General features: G+C 40.3%; 19 protein-coding genes and 1 pseudogene. 15 read left to right on the top strand and 5 right to left on the bottom strand.

Annotated features, from left to right (window positions below; translation table 11 throughout):
- The first annotated feature begins 186 nt into the window (after positions 1-186).
- Positions 187-765, top strand: coding sequence for a 3D domain-containing protein (locus AAEM60_RS11980; protein ID WP_341356408.1), 579 nt, complete (start codon positions 187-189; stop codon positions 763-765).
- Between the two features lie 46 nt (positions 766-811).
- Here AAEM60_RS11980 and AAEM60_RS11985 read toward each other — a convergent pair whose 3' ends face one another.
- The gene (locus AAEM60_RS11985) at positions 812-943 is read right to left on the bottom strand and encodes a hypothetical protein (protein ID WP_299737084.1); all 132 of its coding nucleotides are present in this window, start codon (positions 941-943) and stop codon (positions 812-814) included.
- A gap of 575 nt (positions 944-1,518) precedes the next feature.
- Here AAEM60_RS11985 and AAEM60_RS11990 point away from each other — a divergent pair.
- The 4 genes and pseudogenes from AAEM60_RS11990 (at position 1,519) to AAEM60_RS12005 (ending at position 6,662) form a co-directional block, all read left to right on the top strand.
- Complete coding sequence (locus AAEM60_RS11990) at positions 1,519-3,048, top strand: BCCT family transporter (RefSeq protein ID WP_299737087.1); 1,530 nt, start codon at positions 1,519-1,521, stop codon at positions 3,046-3,048.
- 273 nt (positions 3,049-3,321) lie between these two features.
- Positions 3,322-3,402, top strand: a pseudogene (locus tag AAEM60_RS11995) (YjcZ family sporulation protein); the annotation flags it as partial.
- A 178-nt stretch (positions 3,403-3,580) separates the two neighbouring features.
- Positions 3,581-4,222, top strand: a complete 642-nt coding sequence (locus AAEM60_RS12000) for a lytic transglycosylase domain-containing protein (protein WP_299737089.1) — start codon at positions 3,581-3,583, stop codon at positions 4,220-4,222.
- Positions 4,223-4,436: 214 nt separating this feature from the next.
- Positions 4,437-6,662 (top strand): AAA domain-containing protein, encoded by a 2,226-nt coding sequence (locus tag AAEM60_RS12005; protein ID WP_341356409.1) that lies wholly within the window; start codon positions 4,437-4,439, stop codon positions 6,660-6,662.
- A gap of 63 nt (positions 6,663-6,725) precedes the next feature.
- On the opposite strand, the gene selD is transcribed toward AAEM60_RS12005, so the two are convergent.
- Positions 6,726-7,778 (bottom strand): selenide, water dikinase SelD, encoded by a 1,053-nt coding sequence (selD, locus tag AAEM60_RS12010; RefSeq protein ID WP_299737093.1) that lies wholly within the window; start codon positions 7,776-7,778, stop codon positions 6,726-6,728.
- 179 nt (positions 7,779-7,957) lie between these two features.
- On the opposite strand from selD, the gene AAEM60_RS12015 reads away from it, so the two are divergent.
- A complete protein-coding gene (locus AAEM60_RS12015) occupies positions 7,958-8,197 on the top strand; it encodes an Rdx family protein (protein WP_341357994.1) in 240 nt (79 codons plus the stop codon).
- A 58-nt stretch (positions 8,198-8,255) separates the two neighbouring features.
- On the opposite strand, the gene AAEM60_RS12020 is transcribed toward AAEM60_RS12015, so the two are convergent.
- Positions 8,256-8,648: an Hsp20/alpha crystallin family protein gene (locus AAEM60_RS12020; protein WP_299737095.1), complete on the bottom strand. Its 393-nt coding sequence runs from the start codon at positions 8,646-8,648 to the stop codon at positions 8,256-8,258.
- Positions 8,649-8,748: 100 nt separating this feature from the next.
- Here AAEM60_RS12020 and selA point away from each other — a divergent pair, with 100 nt between their 5' ends.
- Positions 8,749-10,146 (top strand): L-seryl-tRNA(Sec) selenium transferase, encoded by a 1,398-nt coding sequence (gene selA / locus AAEM60_RS12025; RefSeq protein WP_341356410.1) that lies wholly within the window; start codon positions 8,749-8,751, stop codon positions 10,144-10,146.
- A 57-nt stretch (positions 10,147-10,203) separates the two neighbouring features.
- On the opposite strand, the gene AAEM60_RS12030 is transcribed toward selA, so the two are convergent.
- Positions 10,204-10,341 carry a small acid-soluble spore protein P gene (locus tag AAEM60_RS12030; RefSeq protein ID WP_044337002.1) on the bottom strand — a complete coding sequence of 46 codons (138 nt, stop codon included), beginning with the start codon at positions 10,339-10,341 and terminating at the stop codon, positions 10,204-10,206.
- A gap of 117 nt (positions 10,342-10,458) precedes the next feature.
- On the opposite strand from AAEM60_RS12030, the gene AAEM60_RS12035 reads away from it, so the two are divergent.
- Positions 10,459-10,719, top strand: a complete 261-nt coding sequence (locus AAEM60_RS12035) for a hypothetical protein (protein ID WP_299737100.1) — start codon at positions 10,459-10,461, stop codon at positions 10,717-10,719.
- Between the two features lie 166 nt (positions 10,720-10,885).
- On the opposite strand, the gene sspO is transcribed toward AAEM60_RS12035, so the two are convergent.
- A complete protein-coding gene (gene sspO / locus AAEM60_RS12040) occupies positions 10,886-11,035 on the bottom strand; it encodes a small acid-soluble spore protein O (RefSeq protein WP_044337000.1) in 150 nt (49 codons plus the stop codon).
- 324 nt (positions 11,036-11,359) lie between these two features.
- Between sspO and acnA the strand changes: the two genes are divergently transcribed.
- The 7 genes from acnA to AAEM60_RS12075 all read left to right on the top strand — a co-directional run bounded on the left by acnA (position 11,360) and on the right by AAEM60_RS12075 (position 16,608).
- Positions 11,360-14,071, top strand: a complete 2,712-nt coding sequence (gene acnA, locus AAEM60_RS12045; RefSeq protein WP_299737103.1) for an aconitate hydratase AcnA — start codon at positions 11,360-11,362, stop codon at positions 14,069-14,071.
- Positions 14,072-14,223: 152 nt separating this feature from the next.
- Positions 14,224-14,811 (top strand): TlpA disulfide reductase family protein, encoded by a 588-nt coding sequence (locus AAEM60_RS12050; protein ID WP_299737105.1) that lies wholly within the window; start codon positions 14,224-14,226, stop codon positions 14,809-14,811.
- 136 nt (positions 14,812-14,947) lie between these two features.
- Positions 14,948-15,094 (top strand): FbpB family small basic protein, encoded by a 147-nt coding sequence (locus AAEM60_RS12055; RefSeq protein WP_082051111.1) that lies wholly within the window; start codon positions 14,948-14,950, stop codon positions 15,092-15,094.
- Between the two features lie 106 nt (positions 15,095-15,200).
- The gene (locus AAEM60_RS12060; RefSeq protein WP_044336998.1) at positions 15,201-15,344 is read left to right on the top strand and encodes an acid-soluble spore protein N; all 144 of its coding nucleotides are present in this window, start codon (positions 15,201-15,203) and stop codon (positions 15,342-15,344) included.
- Between the two features lie 75 nt (positions 15,345-15,419).
- Positions 15,420-15,647 (top strand): small acid-soluble spore protein Tlp, encoded by a 228-nt coding sequence (tlp, locus tag AAEM60_RS12065; RefSeq protein ID WP_341356411.1) that lies wholly within the window; start codon positions 15,420-15,422, stop codon positions 15,645-15,647.
- Between the two features lie 167 nt (positions 15,648-15,814).
- Positions 15,815-16,231 carry a thioesterase family protein gene (locus AAEM60_RS12070; protein ID WP_299737121.1) on the top strand — a complete coding sequence of 139 codons (417 nt, stop codon included), beginning with the start codon at positions 15,815-15,817 and terminating at the stop codon, positions 16,229-16,231.
- A gap of 68 nt (positions 16,232-16,299) precedes the next feature.
- On the top strand, positions 16,300-16,608 hold the full coding sequence (locus AAEM60_RS12075) for a hypothetical protein (RefSeq protein ID WP_299737123.1): 309 nt from the start codon (positions 16,300-16,302) through the stop codon (positions 16,606-16,608).
- Positions 16,609-16,611 lie beyond the last annotated feature (3 nt).

Below are 16,611 nucleotides of genomic sequence, written 5' to 3' on the forward strand. Positions count from 1 at the left end.
ATTTCCCTTCAATTGAAAGAGTTAGAAACACTTCCAGCTGAATCGCCAGAAAACAATAAATATTACACGCTTGTCATCTAATTGTTATCGGTTTATAACCAGTTTGTTATGCGTCTGAGGTAAGTCTATGTTACTATTTCAAATGTTGGTTTCATAGACAAAACACAAAAGGAGGAATTACACAAGATGAAAAAAGTATTATTTTCCATTTTTTCCTTCACAGTTTTATTAACAATCGGACTTACTTCTGCCTATGCAGATTCAAACGATACTGCAATGAATGATTATCATAATATTGAAAAAGGCGATATTCTTTGGGAGATTGCAAATCGATATCATGTTTCGATAGATGAAGTTGGGACACGCCAACAACTTTTAGAAGAAGGTATAACTGTGAATAACGAATCAGAAGAACAACAAGAGGTTAAATCAGCAGATACAAAGTCTTCTGAGGATTCTCAGGATAATGTGGTGAAAGAGGTTAATGTAACAGCCACTGCGTACACAGCATATTGTGAAGGCTGTATCGGTATCACAAAGACAGGTGTTGACTTAATCGAGAACCCTGATGCAAGAGTCATTGCCGTCGATCCAAGTGTCATTCCACTGGGGTCTAAGGTGTATGTAGAAGGATACGGTTATTCCCGTGCAGAAGATACAGGTGGAGCCATTAAAGGAAAACGTATCGACATCTATATGGAAAAAGAAAAAGATGCCCTTAAATATGGTGTACAGGATGTTAAAGTGAAAATTATTGAAGAGTAACGAATAGTCAGGACGCCGATTCAGGCGTCCTTTTTGTATAAAAAAACTATTTCCCTTGAACGTCAGACCCTTTTCTAGCAGAAGGAGCTACTGATTTCATCTCAATTTCCTCACCCATTTGTTGTTGAGCTAATTTTTCTGCTGCTTCATGTTGAGAATTCTTTTGCTTGTTTTTCATGATTGGACCTCCTCCCGTACATTTTTTAATTAATATTCACCGATACATGAAAATTACTACAGGTACTTCATCCAGAATTCCCATTTATTACTTCAAGTATTATAGAGAAACCTTTAATTATATCGACTTAAATACTTTTTCTTCCTATAAAACAGTTAAAACATGATTGTCAACCCGATTTATTTTAACGGAATATAACGCGTTTTCATTTCCAGTTTCTCAAGCTCGAAAAATTCCTAAATGGGCTTTAACTTCAAAAAAAGAATAGGAATGAAAACGTTTAAATGACAAACACTATAAAAAAATATAATGGTTATCACTTGCAAAGTTAAACTTTTTTCTGATAGGGTAACAAATGTTGGTTTTATGAGAGTGTCGTGAGGGAATAGGTAATAAGTAATCATTCCTCCACATTCCTCAGAATGCACATATTCCCAGCTGCATTAACTGAGACTCTTTCACGATGAAGATTATTGCCGCAGGTGTACATACTATGACAAACACCCTTAATCCGGCTTTCGTTACCTTCATTCAGAAAAGAGCAAAAATACATTAAAAATGGAAAGGAGAATTTTATGAAGAGGATATCAAATGTTTTCTGGATTACCGTTGCATTAGTTGCAGCTTCTGTTGCCTATGGTGTCATCGCGCCAAAGTCATTCGAAAATGTAACAGCTGATATGCAAAGCTTTATTACCTCAACATTCGGTTGGTATTATCTTATTTTAGTAACAGTGATTGTTATTTTCTGCGTATTCTTGATCTTTAGTCCAATTGGAACGATTAGATTAGGAAAGCCAGACGAGAAACCTGAGTACACGAAAGGAACATGGTTCGCCATGTTGTTTAGTGCAGGGATGGGAATCGGTTTAGTATTCTGGGGGGCAGCAGAGCCGCTGTCACACTATTTGACGCCCCCACTTGCAGAAGGTGGAACGAATCAGGCGATCAAGGAATCAATGCGTTATACGTTCTTCCACTGGGGAATACATGCTTGGGCGATCTATGCGATTGTCGCTTTAGCACTAGCTTATTATAAATTCCGTAAAGATGAACCTGGTTTAATATCAGCTACGTTGAGACCGATCTTTGGAGATAAAGTGAACGGTCCACTGGGAACGGTCATCGATGTATTGGCTGTATTCGCCACTGTTGTCGGTGTTGCCACAACGCTTGGGTTCGGTGCAGCACAAATTAACGGAGGACTTTCATATTTACTGGGAGTTCCAAATAATTTCACCGTTCAATTCATTATCATTGCGGTTGTAACCGTCTTATTTATGATATCGGCATGGTCAGGATTAAGTAAGGGAATTAAATATCTATCTAATACGAATATGGTATTGGCAATTGGACTGTTCGTGTTAATGTTCTTTATCGGGCCTACATTGCTCATCCTGAATATGTTCACTGATACAATTGGTGCTTATATTCAAAACATCGCTGCCATGAGTTTCCGGATCGCCCCATTAAATGAAGAGCATCGCGGCTGGATCAATGGCTGGACGATTTTCTATTGGGCATGGTGGATTTCCTGGTCTCCATTCGTCGGAATCTTCATCGCACGTGTATCACGAGGTAGAACCATTCGTGAATTCTTAATCGGTGTGCTATTGCTTCCCGCTTTAGTCAGTTTCATTTGGTTCGCTACTTTTGGTACATCTGCCATTGAAATTCAACAAGCAGGAACAGATTTATCAGGACTAAATACAGAAGAGGTATTGTTTGCTGTATTTAATGGATTCGAATGGTCAACGATCCTTTCAGTCATTGCCATCACATTGATCGGAACATTCTTCATTACGTCTGCTGACTCAGCTACCTTTGTTCTGGGGATGCAAACTACCTATGGATCATTAACTCCGCCAAACTATGTGAAGTTAACTTGGGGACTTGCTCAGTCTACTGTTGCATTAATCCTGCTCTATAGTGGAGGATTACAGGCTTTACAAAATGCATTAATTGTTGCAGCGCTGCCATTCTCGGTCATTATGGCCCTGATGATGCTGTCTCTGTATAAATCACTGAATCAAGAGAAAAAAGAGCTTGGATTATACATCAAACCTAAGCCAAGAAAAACGAAAGAACCTAAAGAGCATATGTAAAATCCTTGAGCGCCTGGAGCTATCCCAGGCGCTCTTTTTGCATATCGAGGACTTCTTATCTAGACATTTTACTCATTTTCCGCTCCTCCATAAACAGCAAAACCCACTGTTCATAGGCAATCTGCTACAAATGCATTTCATAGTCAAAAAATGAATAAAGATTTTAATTAACCTACAATTTGTCCACTACATACATTAATATCGTAGTAAGATAACTGGAGGTGACTGATGATGTATGGATATGGATACCCTGGATATGGATATGGCTGCGGTGGTGGCTACGCTGGTGGCTTTGCGTTAATCGTAGTATTATTCATCCTATTAATTATCGTTGGAGCAGCGTTTGTTTGTTAACAATAAATAATGGTTAGGTGACCCCGACCATAGTCGATGATTTCTCTACCAACATCCGGTGAAGAAAGAACTGACTTTTGGGGTCATCTTTTTTATTTATACATATTGGATTGTCATGGATTAAATCTCATATTAAAATACAAGAGGAATCAATATTCTTGTAAAGGATCGAACCTTAATGACCAAAAAAATCACAAAGAAAAAGCGTCCCAGTAAGAAAAAACGATCCTCACCATTTACGATCGTCCTTATCCCCATCATCATCTTAGTTATCTATTATACTGTATATAGTGGAGAGGTCTCTTATAACCTGTCATCATTGGGTAAAGAAGAGGTCCCAGCCGAATATATTCCCATCTATAAAGCTGCCCAAGAAGAATATGGGGTACCATGGTACTTACTGGCTGCCCATCACCGGGTTGAAACGAAATTTTCAACCATGAAGACTCTTGTCTCCCCAGCAGGTGCAGAGGGACACATGCAGTTTATGCCTTGTACCTTTGTGGGCTGGTCCCATCCAACGTGCTCAGGTCTGGGAAAGGGAAACATCCCTTCAGACCAAAAAACAGACCCTGACGTCATTGAAAAGTACGGTGGCTATGGGGTTGATGCAAACGGAGATGGAATAGCCGATCCTTTTCAAATTGAGGATGCAGTATTCAGTGCTGCCAACTATTTAGCACGAAATGGAGCAGCAGATGGGAAAATTGAACAAGCCGTATTTGCCTATAATCATAGTGACAAATATGTTGAAGATGTTCTATACTACGCAGACCGATTTATAGAAAAGGAAGAAGAGGAGTCAGACAAGGCTATGTGATTTCTAAATCTGTTTTAAAAAAAGAACCGGATTCTATTTCGGTTTTTTTTTTTTAATTTTTCCTTTGTGAATTGGTACGCCAATTGATGAACATACTCTTATGAGTCCCTCTGCCACCAATAAAAATTTCCAATAAGTCCTTGATCGTATACACACACTTAATAAATTGTTATGATAAGGTTCGTGATTTTTACGGATGATAAAGGTGATTTAATTGAAAATAATCGAAATGATAGAAGAATGGAAAACCGCTCTTGATATGGAAATTCTACAACTAAAAAACCGGGAAAACACAGGCGTTTTGATAGAAGAAGGCCGATGTATCCGCAAAGAAGAAAATGCCTATATTTATTGGTTCACCCTTAGTTATCCTGCTTCGTTACCAGAAGGAGGGAGCGTAGTTTACAAGAGAAAGCAATCTACAATCACAGGTGTGGTGATTAGTTCAGAGGAACGAGAGTGCATTATTGAGCTCGAACGATTCCTTGGAGACACTATTTCTTATGGTCAAATATTGCACGAACCATGGGAAATATTAGAAAAGCTAATAGAACGATTGGACGAAGCAAAAGAGCGCCATGGAAAAACACTGCGTATTCAGAATGTGATGAATCCACCGAAAGACACAAGACATCCGAAATCTACTTTTAAAAACCCTTTACAAGAAGCATACGTACGCAGTAAGTATAATCCTGTTACGTATGTATGGGGACCGCCTGGAACAGGAAAGACCTATACGCTCGCCAGAGTAGCCGCTTATCATTATTCAGAAGGAAAAAAAGTGCTGCTTCTTTCCCATAGTAATGCAGCAGTTGATGTCTTAATAGAGGAAATGCACCACTTCCTCAGCAGCCATAATCGGTGGAAAGCAGGAGAAGTTTTACGTTATGGGACCAACCGGAAAGTGTATAGTGAAAATATTACAGATTTAAGCGTACTTCAATTATTAGAACAACTAGACCCCACCCTTGCAGAGGAAAAAGGAAAGGTCGAAACCTACCGGAAAAGGTTAAAAAATAAACTGGCTAAAACGTATTCAAGTTATGATTCAGAACGGTTGTCACAGCTTGAGGTTCATTATCAAAAAATCAAAGAAAAGTTTAAACGAAGAGAAGGGGAGCTTGTTATTGATGCAAAGGTCATCGGGACGACTCTCTCAAAAGCTGCGATTGATGGTATTCTTTATGAAGAAGAATTTGACCTTGTTATTGTTGATGAAGCAAGTATGGCCTATATACCTCAGGTAGCATTCGCTGCATCCCTGGGAAAGAAGATCATAATCTGCGGGGATTTCAAACAGCTCCCACCTATTTCTACATCCTTCCATCCGATGGTAACCAAATGGCTGAAGGAAGACATCTTTCATGCGGCTCAGGTTGCACATGCCGTTGATAGGGGACAGGATCACCCTCAGTTATTATTACTTCCAGAACAGCGGCGAATGCATCCCAGTATTTCGGCATTTACCAATCAATATATCTACCATTCTAAGGTAGGCGATCACCATTCGGTACGATTGAAGAGAGCTGAGATTACGAATAAAAATCCTTTCCCATCACATGGAGCGGTATTATTTTCACTGAAAGAAGGGACTGAATGGGCAGAGGTTCAAAAAGGCTCACGTTGGAATGTCCTATCAAGCTTAGTAACGATCCAACTTACTCTGCAAGCAATCGAGGATGGAATTCAATCTATCGGGATAGTAACTCCCTACCGTATTCAAGCGAATTGGTATAACCTTTTACTAGATGAATTGGTAAAGAGCACACATTCTCAAACTGATTTATATGCCGCTACAGTTCATGGTTTTCAAGGATCAGAAAATGACATGATCTTATTTGATCTCGTGGATGGGGTTTCCCATGGAAAGCCTGGGGCGTTACTAACCCGAAACGGAAGCGATAGACTACTTAATGTTGCGATAACCCGGGCGAGGGGGAAGTTTGTTCTTATTGGAAACGATCAATTTATCCAGGAGAAGACTCATTCATCCAAACCGGTTCATCAATTCATCAAGCACCTTCAAAAGAAGGGGCATAAGGAAACAAGTTCAACACTCACTCCTCTTTCAACTAAAAAAATGAAGTGGATTGATTTGAACGATCACCGTAAACTGGTGAAGGATCTTCACGCAGCAAAACAAACAATCGTAGTGAATGTGGAGCATATCAAAGATATCCCGGGAGATATAATGAGCGTATTAATAACTGTATCAAGGGAGAAAAACGTCATACTCTTATGTAAAGACGGCAGCCCTTTGCACTCGGGAATGAGCATCAAATTTGAAAAATCCAAAACGATCATACCGTTCATTGTGTTAGATGATAAGGTCATCTGGTTCAATTCTTACTCAAAAGAAAATAACCGATTCCCTTATCATGTTAGAATTTTGTCAAAGAAAATAATTGGACAATTCCTCAAAATGAATGAAGAGAAATAAGCGGTGTTCCTTTAGAAAGCTAGTAGCAGAAATCTACTTCTCTCAAAAGGAGTCACCGCTTTCTTATTTTTCAACCAGAATACTCCAGTCCTGTTTCGTTCGCACCCTACCAATTATGCTTGCTGATACCGAGTGAAGACGTAATTCCTCTATATACTTTTCTCCTTCATCCTCAGGCAAACTCACTAATAATCCCCCTGAAGTTATCGCGTCACATACGATCCATTGATCTTCCTGTTTGAGACCCGGATCATAGAAAACTTTTTCTTCAAGCCACTTATGGTTCGCTTTGGATCCACCAGGAATGACCCCTTGGGCTGCTAATTCTTTCGTCCCGTCTAAAAGGGGAATGGAGGAGTATGAGAACTGGATGGACACATTACTGCCTTTAGCCATTTCATAGGCGTGGCCCAATAAACCAAAGCCTGTTACATCTGTCACTGCATTCGGATGGTAGGCCAGTAATACTTCTGAAGCTAATTTATTTAACGTGCTCATGACTTCGATCACATCTTTTTTTTGATCTTCTGTCACCACTTGCCGTTTGATGCCTGTCGTTAAAATCCCTACTCCTAATGGTTTTGTAAGAACAATAACGTCTCCTTCTTTGGCACCATTATTCGTCCAATACTTTTTCGGGTGAACGATTCCCGTTACGCTTAACCCAAATTTAGGCTCTTGATCGTCGATGGAATGGCCACCGACCGTCACAGCACCCGCTTCGATTACTTTACATTGTGCACCTGACAAGATTTCAGCAAGTACTTCACTTCCAAGCTTTTTAATTGGAAAGCCTACGATATTTAAAACGGTTTTCGGCGTTCCACCCATTGCATAGACGTCACTTAGCGCGTTGGCAGCTGCGATTTGACCAAATTGGTAAGGGTCATCTACAATCGGGGTGAAATAGTCTACGGTTTGTACCATTGCAAGTTCATCTGTCAGTTGATAGATACCACCATCGTCTGATGATTCGGTTCCTACTAATAATGCTTCGGTAAATGGTTGAGGGGGTAGCTGACGCAAAACTTGCGTCAAGTCACTAGGACTAATTTTACAGCCTCAGCCAGCTTTTGAAGAAAGTTCTGTTAAACGCATAATTTCTTCCCTGCTCATTCACTTCACCCCTTTATGTATGAATATTCTAATTGTACAGGATAAAAATACAATTGAGCAAAGGAGAACTGAAGGGCGGTTAGAAATCAGGCGGGGAATAAGATGATTTGCACATAAAATTCCTCTATAATAAGAGGGGATCCTACAAAAAATGCTCAAGAAAAGGGAGGAAGCTCATGATGAAAAAAGTTTCGATTACAATCGAATTTTGCATGAGATGAAACTATGCACCTAAAGCCGCGAGTTTCGCGGAACAACTGTTTACCCATTTTCGCTCAGACATTGAAGAATTAAAGTTAATACCATCCTCTGGTGGCGCCTTTGAAATTTCAGTAGGGGATAAAAAGATTTATTCCAAACTGGATACAGGTGTTTTCCCGGAGGTCAACCGTATCATCTCTTCGATCGATTCCTTATAATCATGGAGGAAGGTCTGAGTTTTCACCTCAGACCTTCTCATCTATTTAGAGAGTATGATTACTCATGAGATAACCCTTGGACTCGAATAACGAAGGATGAGGGGGTGGGGCATTCTTTTTTAGGAACATTGATTTCGATTGTATGATGCTCAATTGAATAGGTGATCGCCCTTTGTTTTAAACAAAAGGGAAAACGTATGGTGCGATTTCTCACCTTGATTTCGTCTTTCATCAATATCGATACAAGCAATTGAGTATCATTTTTCTTAATGATCAATTCCTCTGGACAAATATTTTCTGTCTCAATTTCTACAATGAATGCTTCCGTTGTATCCAGAAATTCTACTCTAAACTCTTGTTCATCCAATTGAACCGTTGCAGGATCCAACAACCAATCCTTCATATTCTCCTCCCAGTTCTCTAAATAGAAACCCTCCTTTTCCTTACTCATTTACACCTGACCCCCAACTTCTTCTTTTACACATTGTATTCGTTCTAATTTATTTGGTGAGGGTGTTATAATCAGTATAAAGAATGAAAGAGGGTTAATAATGAAACAACTCGTCAGAAACATCCCACCCATCCATGAACTCCAACAAGCCACTCAATTCCATACTCTCCTCAACAAGCATCAACTTACCAAGGAAAGAGGGACGGACTTATTAAAAAAGGCGGTTACAAACTGTCGTAAGTCCCTGCTGAATGAACAATGGCAAGGACCTCATCCATTCACAGACGATTTTATCGAAGAGATTTTTGCACAGGCAGATGCCTTGATGAAGGAAACCTATTCCCTTTCTCTTCTAAAAGTCATCAATGCAACTGGAACAATCCTCCATACGAATTTAGGTCGGGCCCGATTGGGACAAGTCTCCATTGATCATGTTAAAGAGATTGCAGGTCACTACAGTAATTTGGAATATGACATTGAAGGGGGAAGAAGAGGGTCTAGGCACACACATGCCGAGAGATTCATCTGTGATCTAACCGGTGCGGAGGCAGCCATGGTTGTGAATAACAATGCAGCGGCTGTTTACCTTATTCTCTCTGCCCTTGCCAAACATAAAGAAGTGATTGTTTCCAGAGGGGAGCTCGTGGAAATCGGCGGATCATTTCGGATTTCTTCCATCATGGAAGAAAGCGGGGCTCTGCTCTCTGAAGTGGGAACGACGAACAAAACTCACTTAGGAGATTATGAAGAAGCATTGAGTGAAGAGACAGCCATGATCATGAAGGTTCATCAAAGCAATTTTGTAATAAAAGGATTTACAGAATCCGTTTCCACCGATGAACTTGTTCAGTTATCCCATCGGCTTCCACACATTCTTTATTATGAAGATTTAGGGAGTGGAGTTCTTTACGACTTCGGACAACTGGGAATCGGAAATGAACCTGTAGTAAAAACAGTCATTGAAAAAGGGGCGGACCTTGTATCCTTTAGTGGAGATAAATTATTGGGAGGGCCCCAGGCAGGTATCATTGCAGGGAAAAAACAATGGATCGATCAACTTAAAAAGCATCAGCTCGCTCGTGTACTCCGCATAGATAAAATGACATTGGCAGCTTTGGAGGTGACTCTCTTGCATTATATAAAAGGGGAAGTCCAGGATAAAAATCCGACCATTGAAGCCATCACCCGGAAAAAAGAAGATATCCTCCAGCAATCCCACCATTTCATAGAAAATTCACTGGAAGTGGATTTCAGTTTCGAGATAATCGAAGGAAAAAGCCAAATTGGTGGGGGAACGATGCCGGATGTTGAATTAGATACTTATCTTGTTTCCGTTTCTCATAACATTCTGTCTGCTCAAGAAATTCATGACAAACTCAGAAAGGGGAACCCTTCCATCATAACAAGAATTCAAGAAGGGTCCGTCCTCCTTGATCTGCGGACTGTCTCCTCCATTGAACAATCGGACATTATCCATGCATTAAAGAATCTGCAATAGACCATAAAAGGTAGTGCGTATTGTGTTATCACAATTCCGCACTACCTTAATTATTGCTTACATATCGTGATGGCTATGTTGTTTTTGTCGAGTGTGATTACGATTCTTCACTTTATGTGATCCACTTAAAGGCTCCGGCTGTCCTGACTGCTTTGGAGCGTTCTTACGCATATCTTTACCATCATTTTTGTTCATAAAGCATCCCTCCTGTTCTTAGAATGCTATGTTGGAAAACAGTTTATTCATGGGTATGATTTTTAACTATTTTGACCATACTAAAAAAGCTAATTTCAGAATAAGGAGAGATTATCCCTGCCTTACCATAAAAACAAGCAACAAGCCTATCAAGCTGCTGAACAAAGCGTTACTGAAATACAGAATACAATTAATGAACTAGTACTAGATGGAGCTAGTTATGGGTCACAGCTGGCTCACTTGAAGAATGAAGTAAACGAAGCGTATCAACAAATCGAGAATGCACTTGAAGTAGCATCAGAGACACAAAGAGCCCAACTTCAACAATTCAAATCGGACTTGTCTTCGATCGTCAATGAAGTAAATGGGCAATCGTAAGAAATAATACGGAAAAAAACCCACTCTGCTAAATAAGCAGTGTGGGTTTTATTTTGAAACAAATAGGGTAGGGGAGAAGAGAGGAAGGCATGTACATAAATGCAGGTGACAAAACTAATTCGCTTATGTATATAAGCCCTGTTAGTTTCATCACCTTACATTTGAATTACTGATTGGTTTTGCGTTTTTTATTAAACTGACGCTGAGCTTCAGTTAATGGTTCATTTGAATACTCTTCATTGTAACCGGCACCATTTCCTTGTGCTTTTGCCGCATTCATGCCGTTAATTACATGGTTAGCTTTACGTTTAGCCATTGTAGAACACCTCCATAAGGATAGAATGCCACCATCATCCACCCGTTATTAGAGGGAAAGGCTAACAGATTTGTTTTTTCAAAATAATATTTTCTGGCAGCTGACACGTTTTGACATGGGGAAAAATGTTGTTATACCAATATTTTTCTAGAAACCCAAAGGAGTTTATTATTTTAGATAAGAAAAACTTATCAAAAACAATAACTTTATTGTTATTTACTTATGTAATCGCTTGTATTAAGATGTAAATGTGAGAAAAGTTCGTTAGTTTAGAACGAAAACTTTTCGACTTATTGTGTGATGTAGTTTAGAGGGGGAATCGAAATGGCAAAGAACGATGTATTTAATGCACGATCTTCTTTCGAACTAGAAGGAAAACGTTATCATTATTATCGTTTAAAAGCGCTTGAAGAAGCAGGAGTAACAAAGATTAATCGCTTACCTTACAGTGTAAAGGTATTGCTCGAGTCTGTACTTCGTCAATTTGACGGACGCGTGATCAACAAAGACCACGTTGAAAATTTAGCAAACTGGGGCTCAACTGAAGTGAAAGATGCGGAAGTTCCATTCAAACCTTCCCGTGTCATCCTTCAAGATTTCACTGGTGTACCAGCAGTAGTTGACTTAGCGTCTTTACGTAAAGCAATGGCTGATATTGGTGGAGATCCACAAAAGATCAATCCTGAAATTCCGGTTGATCTTGTAATAGATCACTCCGTACAAGTAGATAAATATGGTACAGCTGATTCATTAAAAACAAATATGGACCTTGAATTTGAACGTAATGCTGAGCGTTACCAATTCTTAAGCTGGGCTCAAAAAGCATTTGAAAACTATCGTGCCGTGCCGCCAGCAACAGGAATCGTTCACCAGGTTAACTTAGAATACCTGGCCAATGTTGTCCACGCTGTTGAAACAACAGAAGGTGACTTCGAAACATATCCAGATACATTGGTCGGTACTGATTCTCATACCACAATGATCAATGGTATCGGTGTACTTGGTTGGGGTGTTGGTGGAATTGAAGCAGAAGCAGGAATGCTTGGTCAGCCTTCTTATTTCCCAATCCCTGAAGTAATCGGTGTGAAATTCACTGGCGAACTTCCAAACGGTGCAACAGCTACTGACTTAGCTCTTAAAGTAACCCAAGTTCTACGTCAAAAGGGTGTTGTAGGTAAATTCGTTGAGTACTTCGGACCAGGAGTAGCCACTCTTCCACTTGCAGATCGTGCAACGATTGCCAACATGGCGCCTGAATACGGCGCAACATGCGGTTTCTTCCCAGTTGACTCAGAATCATTGGATTACCTTCGTTTAACTGGTCGCGACGAAACGCATATCAAGATGGTTGAAGAATACTTAAAGAAAAATGAAATGTTCTTTACACCTGAAAAAGAAGAGCCTACTTACACAGATGTTGTGGAAATCGATCTATCAGTAGTAGAAGCAAATCTTTCCGGACCAAAACGTCCACAGGATTTAATTCCACTTTCTGACATGAAAGAAATGTTCCACAAATCCATTACAGCTAAAGAAGGCGTACAAGGATTTGGACTTGATAAGTCTGAAATCAATAAAACAGCAAAGTATACAACGGCAGATGGTCAAGATGTTTCCATGCCTACCGGTGCAATCGGGATCGCAGCCATTACTTCCTGTACAAATACATCTAACCCATACGTAATGCTGGGAGCAGGCCTGGTCGCCAAGAAAGCAGTAGAGCTTGGAATGAATGTTCCAGACTACGTGAAAACATCACTTGCACCTGGATCAAAAGTTGTAACAGGGTACCTTAGAGACTCCGGATTACTTTCATACCTTGAAGATATCGGTTTCAACCTTGTAGGATATGGTTGTACAACATGTATCGGTAACTCTGGTCCATTACGTCCTGAAATTGAAAAAGCAGTATCAGATGCTGATCTATTGTTAACTTCAGTACTATCAGGTAACCGTAACTTTGAAGGACGAATTCATCCATTAGTGAAAGCAAACTATCTGGCTTCACCACCATTGGTTGTGGCATACGCGTTAGCTGGTACAGTGGATATCGATCTTCAAAAGGATTCTCTTGGTAAAGACAAAGACGGTAATGATGTGTTCTTCAGAGACATCTGGCCTTCTCAAGATGAAGTTAAAGACGTAGTGAAGCAAACAGTTACACCTGAATTATTCCGTAGAGAATATGAGCATGTATTCTCTGAGAATGAGCGTTGGAACGAAATCCAAACAAGCAATGAACCGCTTTACAGCTTTGATGAAACTTCAACTTACATTCAAAACCCTTCATTCTTCACTGGTTTAGCTCCAACTCCTGAAGATATCCAAGGGTTGAATGGACTGCGTGTTGTAGGGAAATTTGGTGACTCTGTAACAACTGACCATATCTCTCCTGCAGGTGCTATCGGCAAAGACACTCCAGCAGGGAAATACCTGCGCGCGAATAATGTTGAGCCTCGTGATTTCAACTCTTACGGTTCTCGTCGTGGTAACCATGAAGTAATGATGCGCGGTACGTTTGCAAACATTCGTATCCGTAACCAAATTGCTCCTGGTACAGAAGGTGGATTCACAACATACTGGCCTGAAAATGAAGTGATGCCTATGTATGATGCATGCATGAAGTATCAACAAGACGGTACTGGATTGGTTGTACTGGCAGGAAAAGATTACGGAATGGGATCTTCTCGTGACTGGGCAGCGAAAGGTACAAATCTTCTTGGGATTAAAACGGTTATCGCAGAAAGCTATGAGCGTATTCACCGTTCAAACCTTGTGATGATGGGTGTGCTTCCACTTCAATTCAAGAAGGGTGACAGCGCTGAATCTCTAGGATTAACGGGTAGAGAAACGATTTCTGTCAATGTTACAAACGATGTTAAACCTCGTGATATCTTAACAGTTACAGCTGTAGCTGAAGATGGTACTAAAACAGAGTTTGAAGTATTAGCTCGTTTTGATTCCGATGTAGAAGTTGACTACTACCGCCATGGTGGAATTCTACAAATGGTTCTACGTAATAAATTACAGTCATAATGTAACCTTTAAGCCTCGGGTCTTCCCGGGGCTTTTTTAATTACCCTCAGCAACTGACTAGCTTAGAAGCTCATTCTAAATTCCATGACTAATCAGAGACAAGCTAACATAAGATGATAGTAATATCATTCCTATGAGAGGAGCACACTCCTTTGAAATCCATTTTCGGCATTTTGCTTGTAGCATTATTAGTCTTCACGTTTTATATTGAGAATAAGTCAGAGCCCACTTACTTTTCAGAAAATACGTTCCCGCAAGCTGAGGCATATGATCAGTTAATTGATATAGAAGAGGGGGAGGTGTCAGAAACTACTCCAGTAGAGAACTATCCTGGACCAAATGTGGGAGACAAAGCCATCGACTTTAAATTGGATACCTTATCCGGGGAAACGATCACATTGTCTGAATTAAAGGGAAAGAAAGTGATTCTTAACTTCTGGGCTACATGGTGCCCACCCTGTAAAGAAGAAATGCCGATCATGCAGGAGTTCTATACGAAATACGGGCAGAACGTTGAAGTACTGGCAATCAATATCGATCCCCAATACAACGTAAAAGAATACCAAAAAGCAATGGGACTCACTTTCCCGATCCTATTAGACAAAGACGACAAAATCAACAACGCCTACGACATCCTAACCGTCCCAACCACATTCGTCATCAACGAACAAGGAACCATCACCCACAAACAAATTGGAGCCATTACCACCCTTGCAGACTTCACCGCGCTAATCAAGTGAAGGACGGACCTCCAGCAGACTCTATATAGTGAATTCTTGAACCAAACTCAATCATCTATTGTGACCTTTGTTTAAAATATCTGACATTTGGATATACTACTTATAACAAATCACACTGGAGAGTGAGGCGATTGGATTGCGCAGACCAAGGAAGAAATCATTTGCAGATCTTGTGAAAGAAAACAAAAAGCAGCTCCTTCTAGATCAAGATGCCATGGATGCCATTGAAGAACGAATCGATGCAAGACTGGAAATTAAGCGCCCTATAGGCAAAGCCGAGTAAGGAATTACGAGGCTTATTTTTTTTGCCCACAGAAAATAATACTGCCAATTATTACGTCTTTTCTTCCTTCCCATTTTGGTAATCATACTAGTAAGGAGGGGAAGTTATGAGTAATTCAAAGGGAAGTCCGAATCATTTTGCACCAAACCATATAGGAACTCAATCAAGAGCTGCAGGCGGCAACAAAGGGAAACAAATGCAAGATAAATCTGGTAAGCATGCACAAGTCATCCAGACAAAGGGTGAATAAACGCTTCAGACGAAAAATGAAAAGGGATAGGCCCTAAGGTCCGTCCCTCAACACGAATAGCAGGAGGAATGCAGGATGGCATGGGATAAACCGAATCTAGATGATCGTAGTGATAATGTAGAAAAGCTTCAAGGTATGGTTCAGCATACGATTGAGAATATGGAGAAGGCTGAGGAGTCGATGGCTTTCACAGATAGTGAAGAGCAGCTTCAGTCTATTAAAGATAAGAATGAACGTCGCCGGGAAAGCCTGCAAGCTTTCCGAAACGAAATTCAAGACGAAGCTCATCAAACTGAGCAATAACACCTGCAACCCGAACGGAAAGGGCTCAAATGAGACCTTTCCGTTCGGGTTCTTTCATCCATAATAAAGGCACCAGAAGCAATTCACTCCGGAACCAATTTGTTCAATGCTTTCTCCATCTATGTTAAAATGAGGAAGGATACTGATTAGATGAAGAGGGTGTAAAGATGCAAATTGCTGAAAAAACCATCGAGGTAAGATACGCAGAAACGGATCAAATGGGTGTTGTGTATCACGCCAATTATCTTGTATGGATGGAATTAGGAAGAACGCAACTAATTGAAGATCTCGGCTTTAAGTATGCTGATATCGAAAAAGAAGGGATTCTTTCTCCTGTTATCGATCTGAATGTCAGCTATAAATCACCGGTTCGTTACGGGGAAAAAGCGTTTATTAAAACGTGGGTTGAGGAATATGACGGGCTTCGCATTACCTATGCTTATGAAATTTATAATGGTCAGAACCAGCTGGCCATCACGGGACAATCGAAACATGTTTGCGTCAAGCAGGAAAACTTCCGTCCGATTTCGATTCGTAAAATGTTCCCACATTGGCACGAAGCATATGAAAAAGCTAAGAAGTAATTTCTACATAGAGGAGTTGCCCCTTTTAAAACTCCCATACTGAAGCATGACAGAAAGGAAGATCCTCCATGGCATTCGGGTTAACAAAACATGAATTACATGCATGGAAAGAGCGTGTAAAGCGTGGAGAGATTGCATTTCTCACTCATTACTGGCTTGATGATCGATTTCCCCATGCACGATCTGTAACGAAAGTCGGCTGCTGTGACATCGATACATTAACTGGATGGGGTAAGAAGTATGGTTTAAAAAAAGAATGGATTCATCAGAGGGAAGACGGATTTCCTCATTTTGATCTTTTGGGAGACATTCAATATCATATTCTCCTTACAGAGGGGTTACACGACCATATTGCACGTTTTCTGAACCGGACATAAAAA

Origin of the sequence: Rossellomorea sp. y25 (assembly GCF_038049935.1) — a bacterium.
Lineage (GTDB): Bacteria > Bacillota > Bacilli > Bacillales > Bacillaceae_B > Rossellomorea.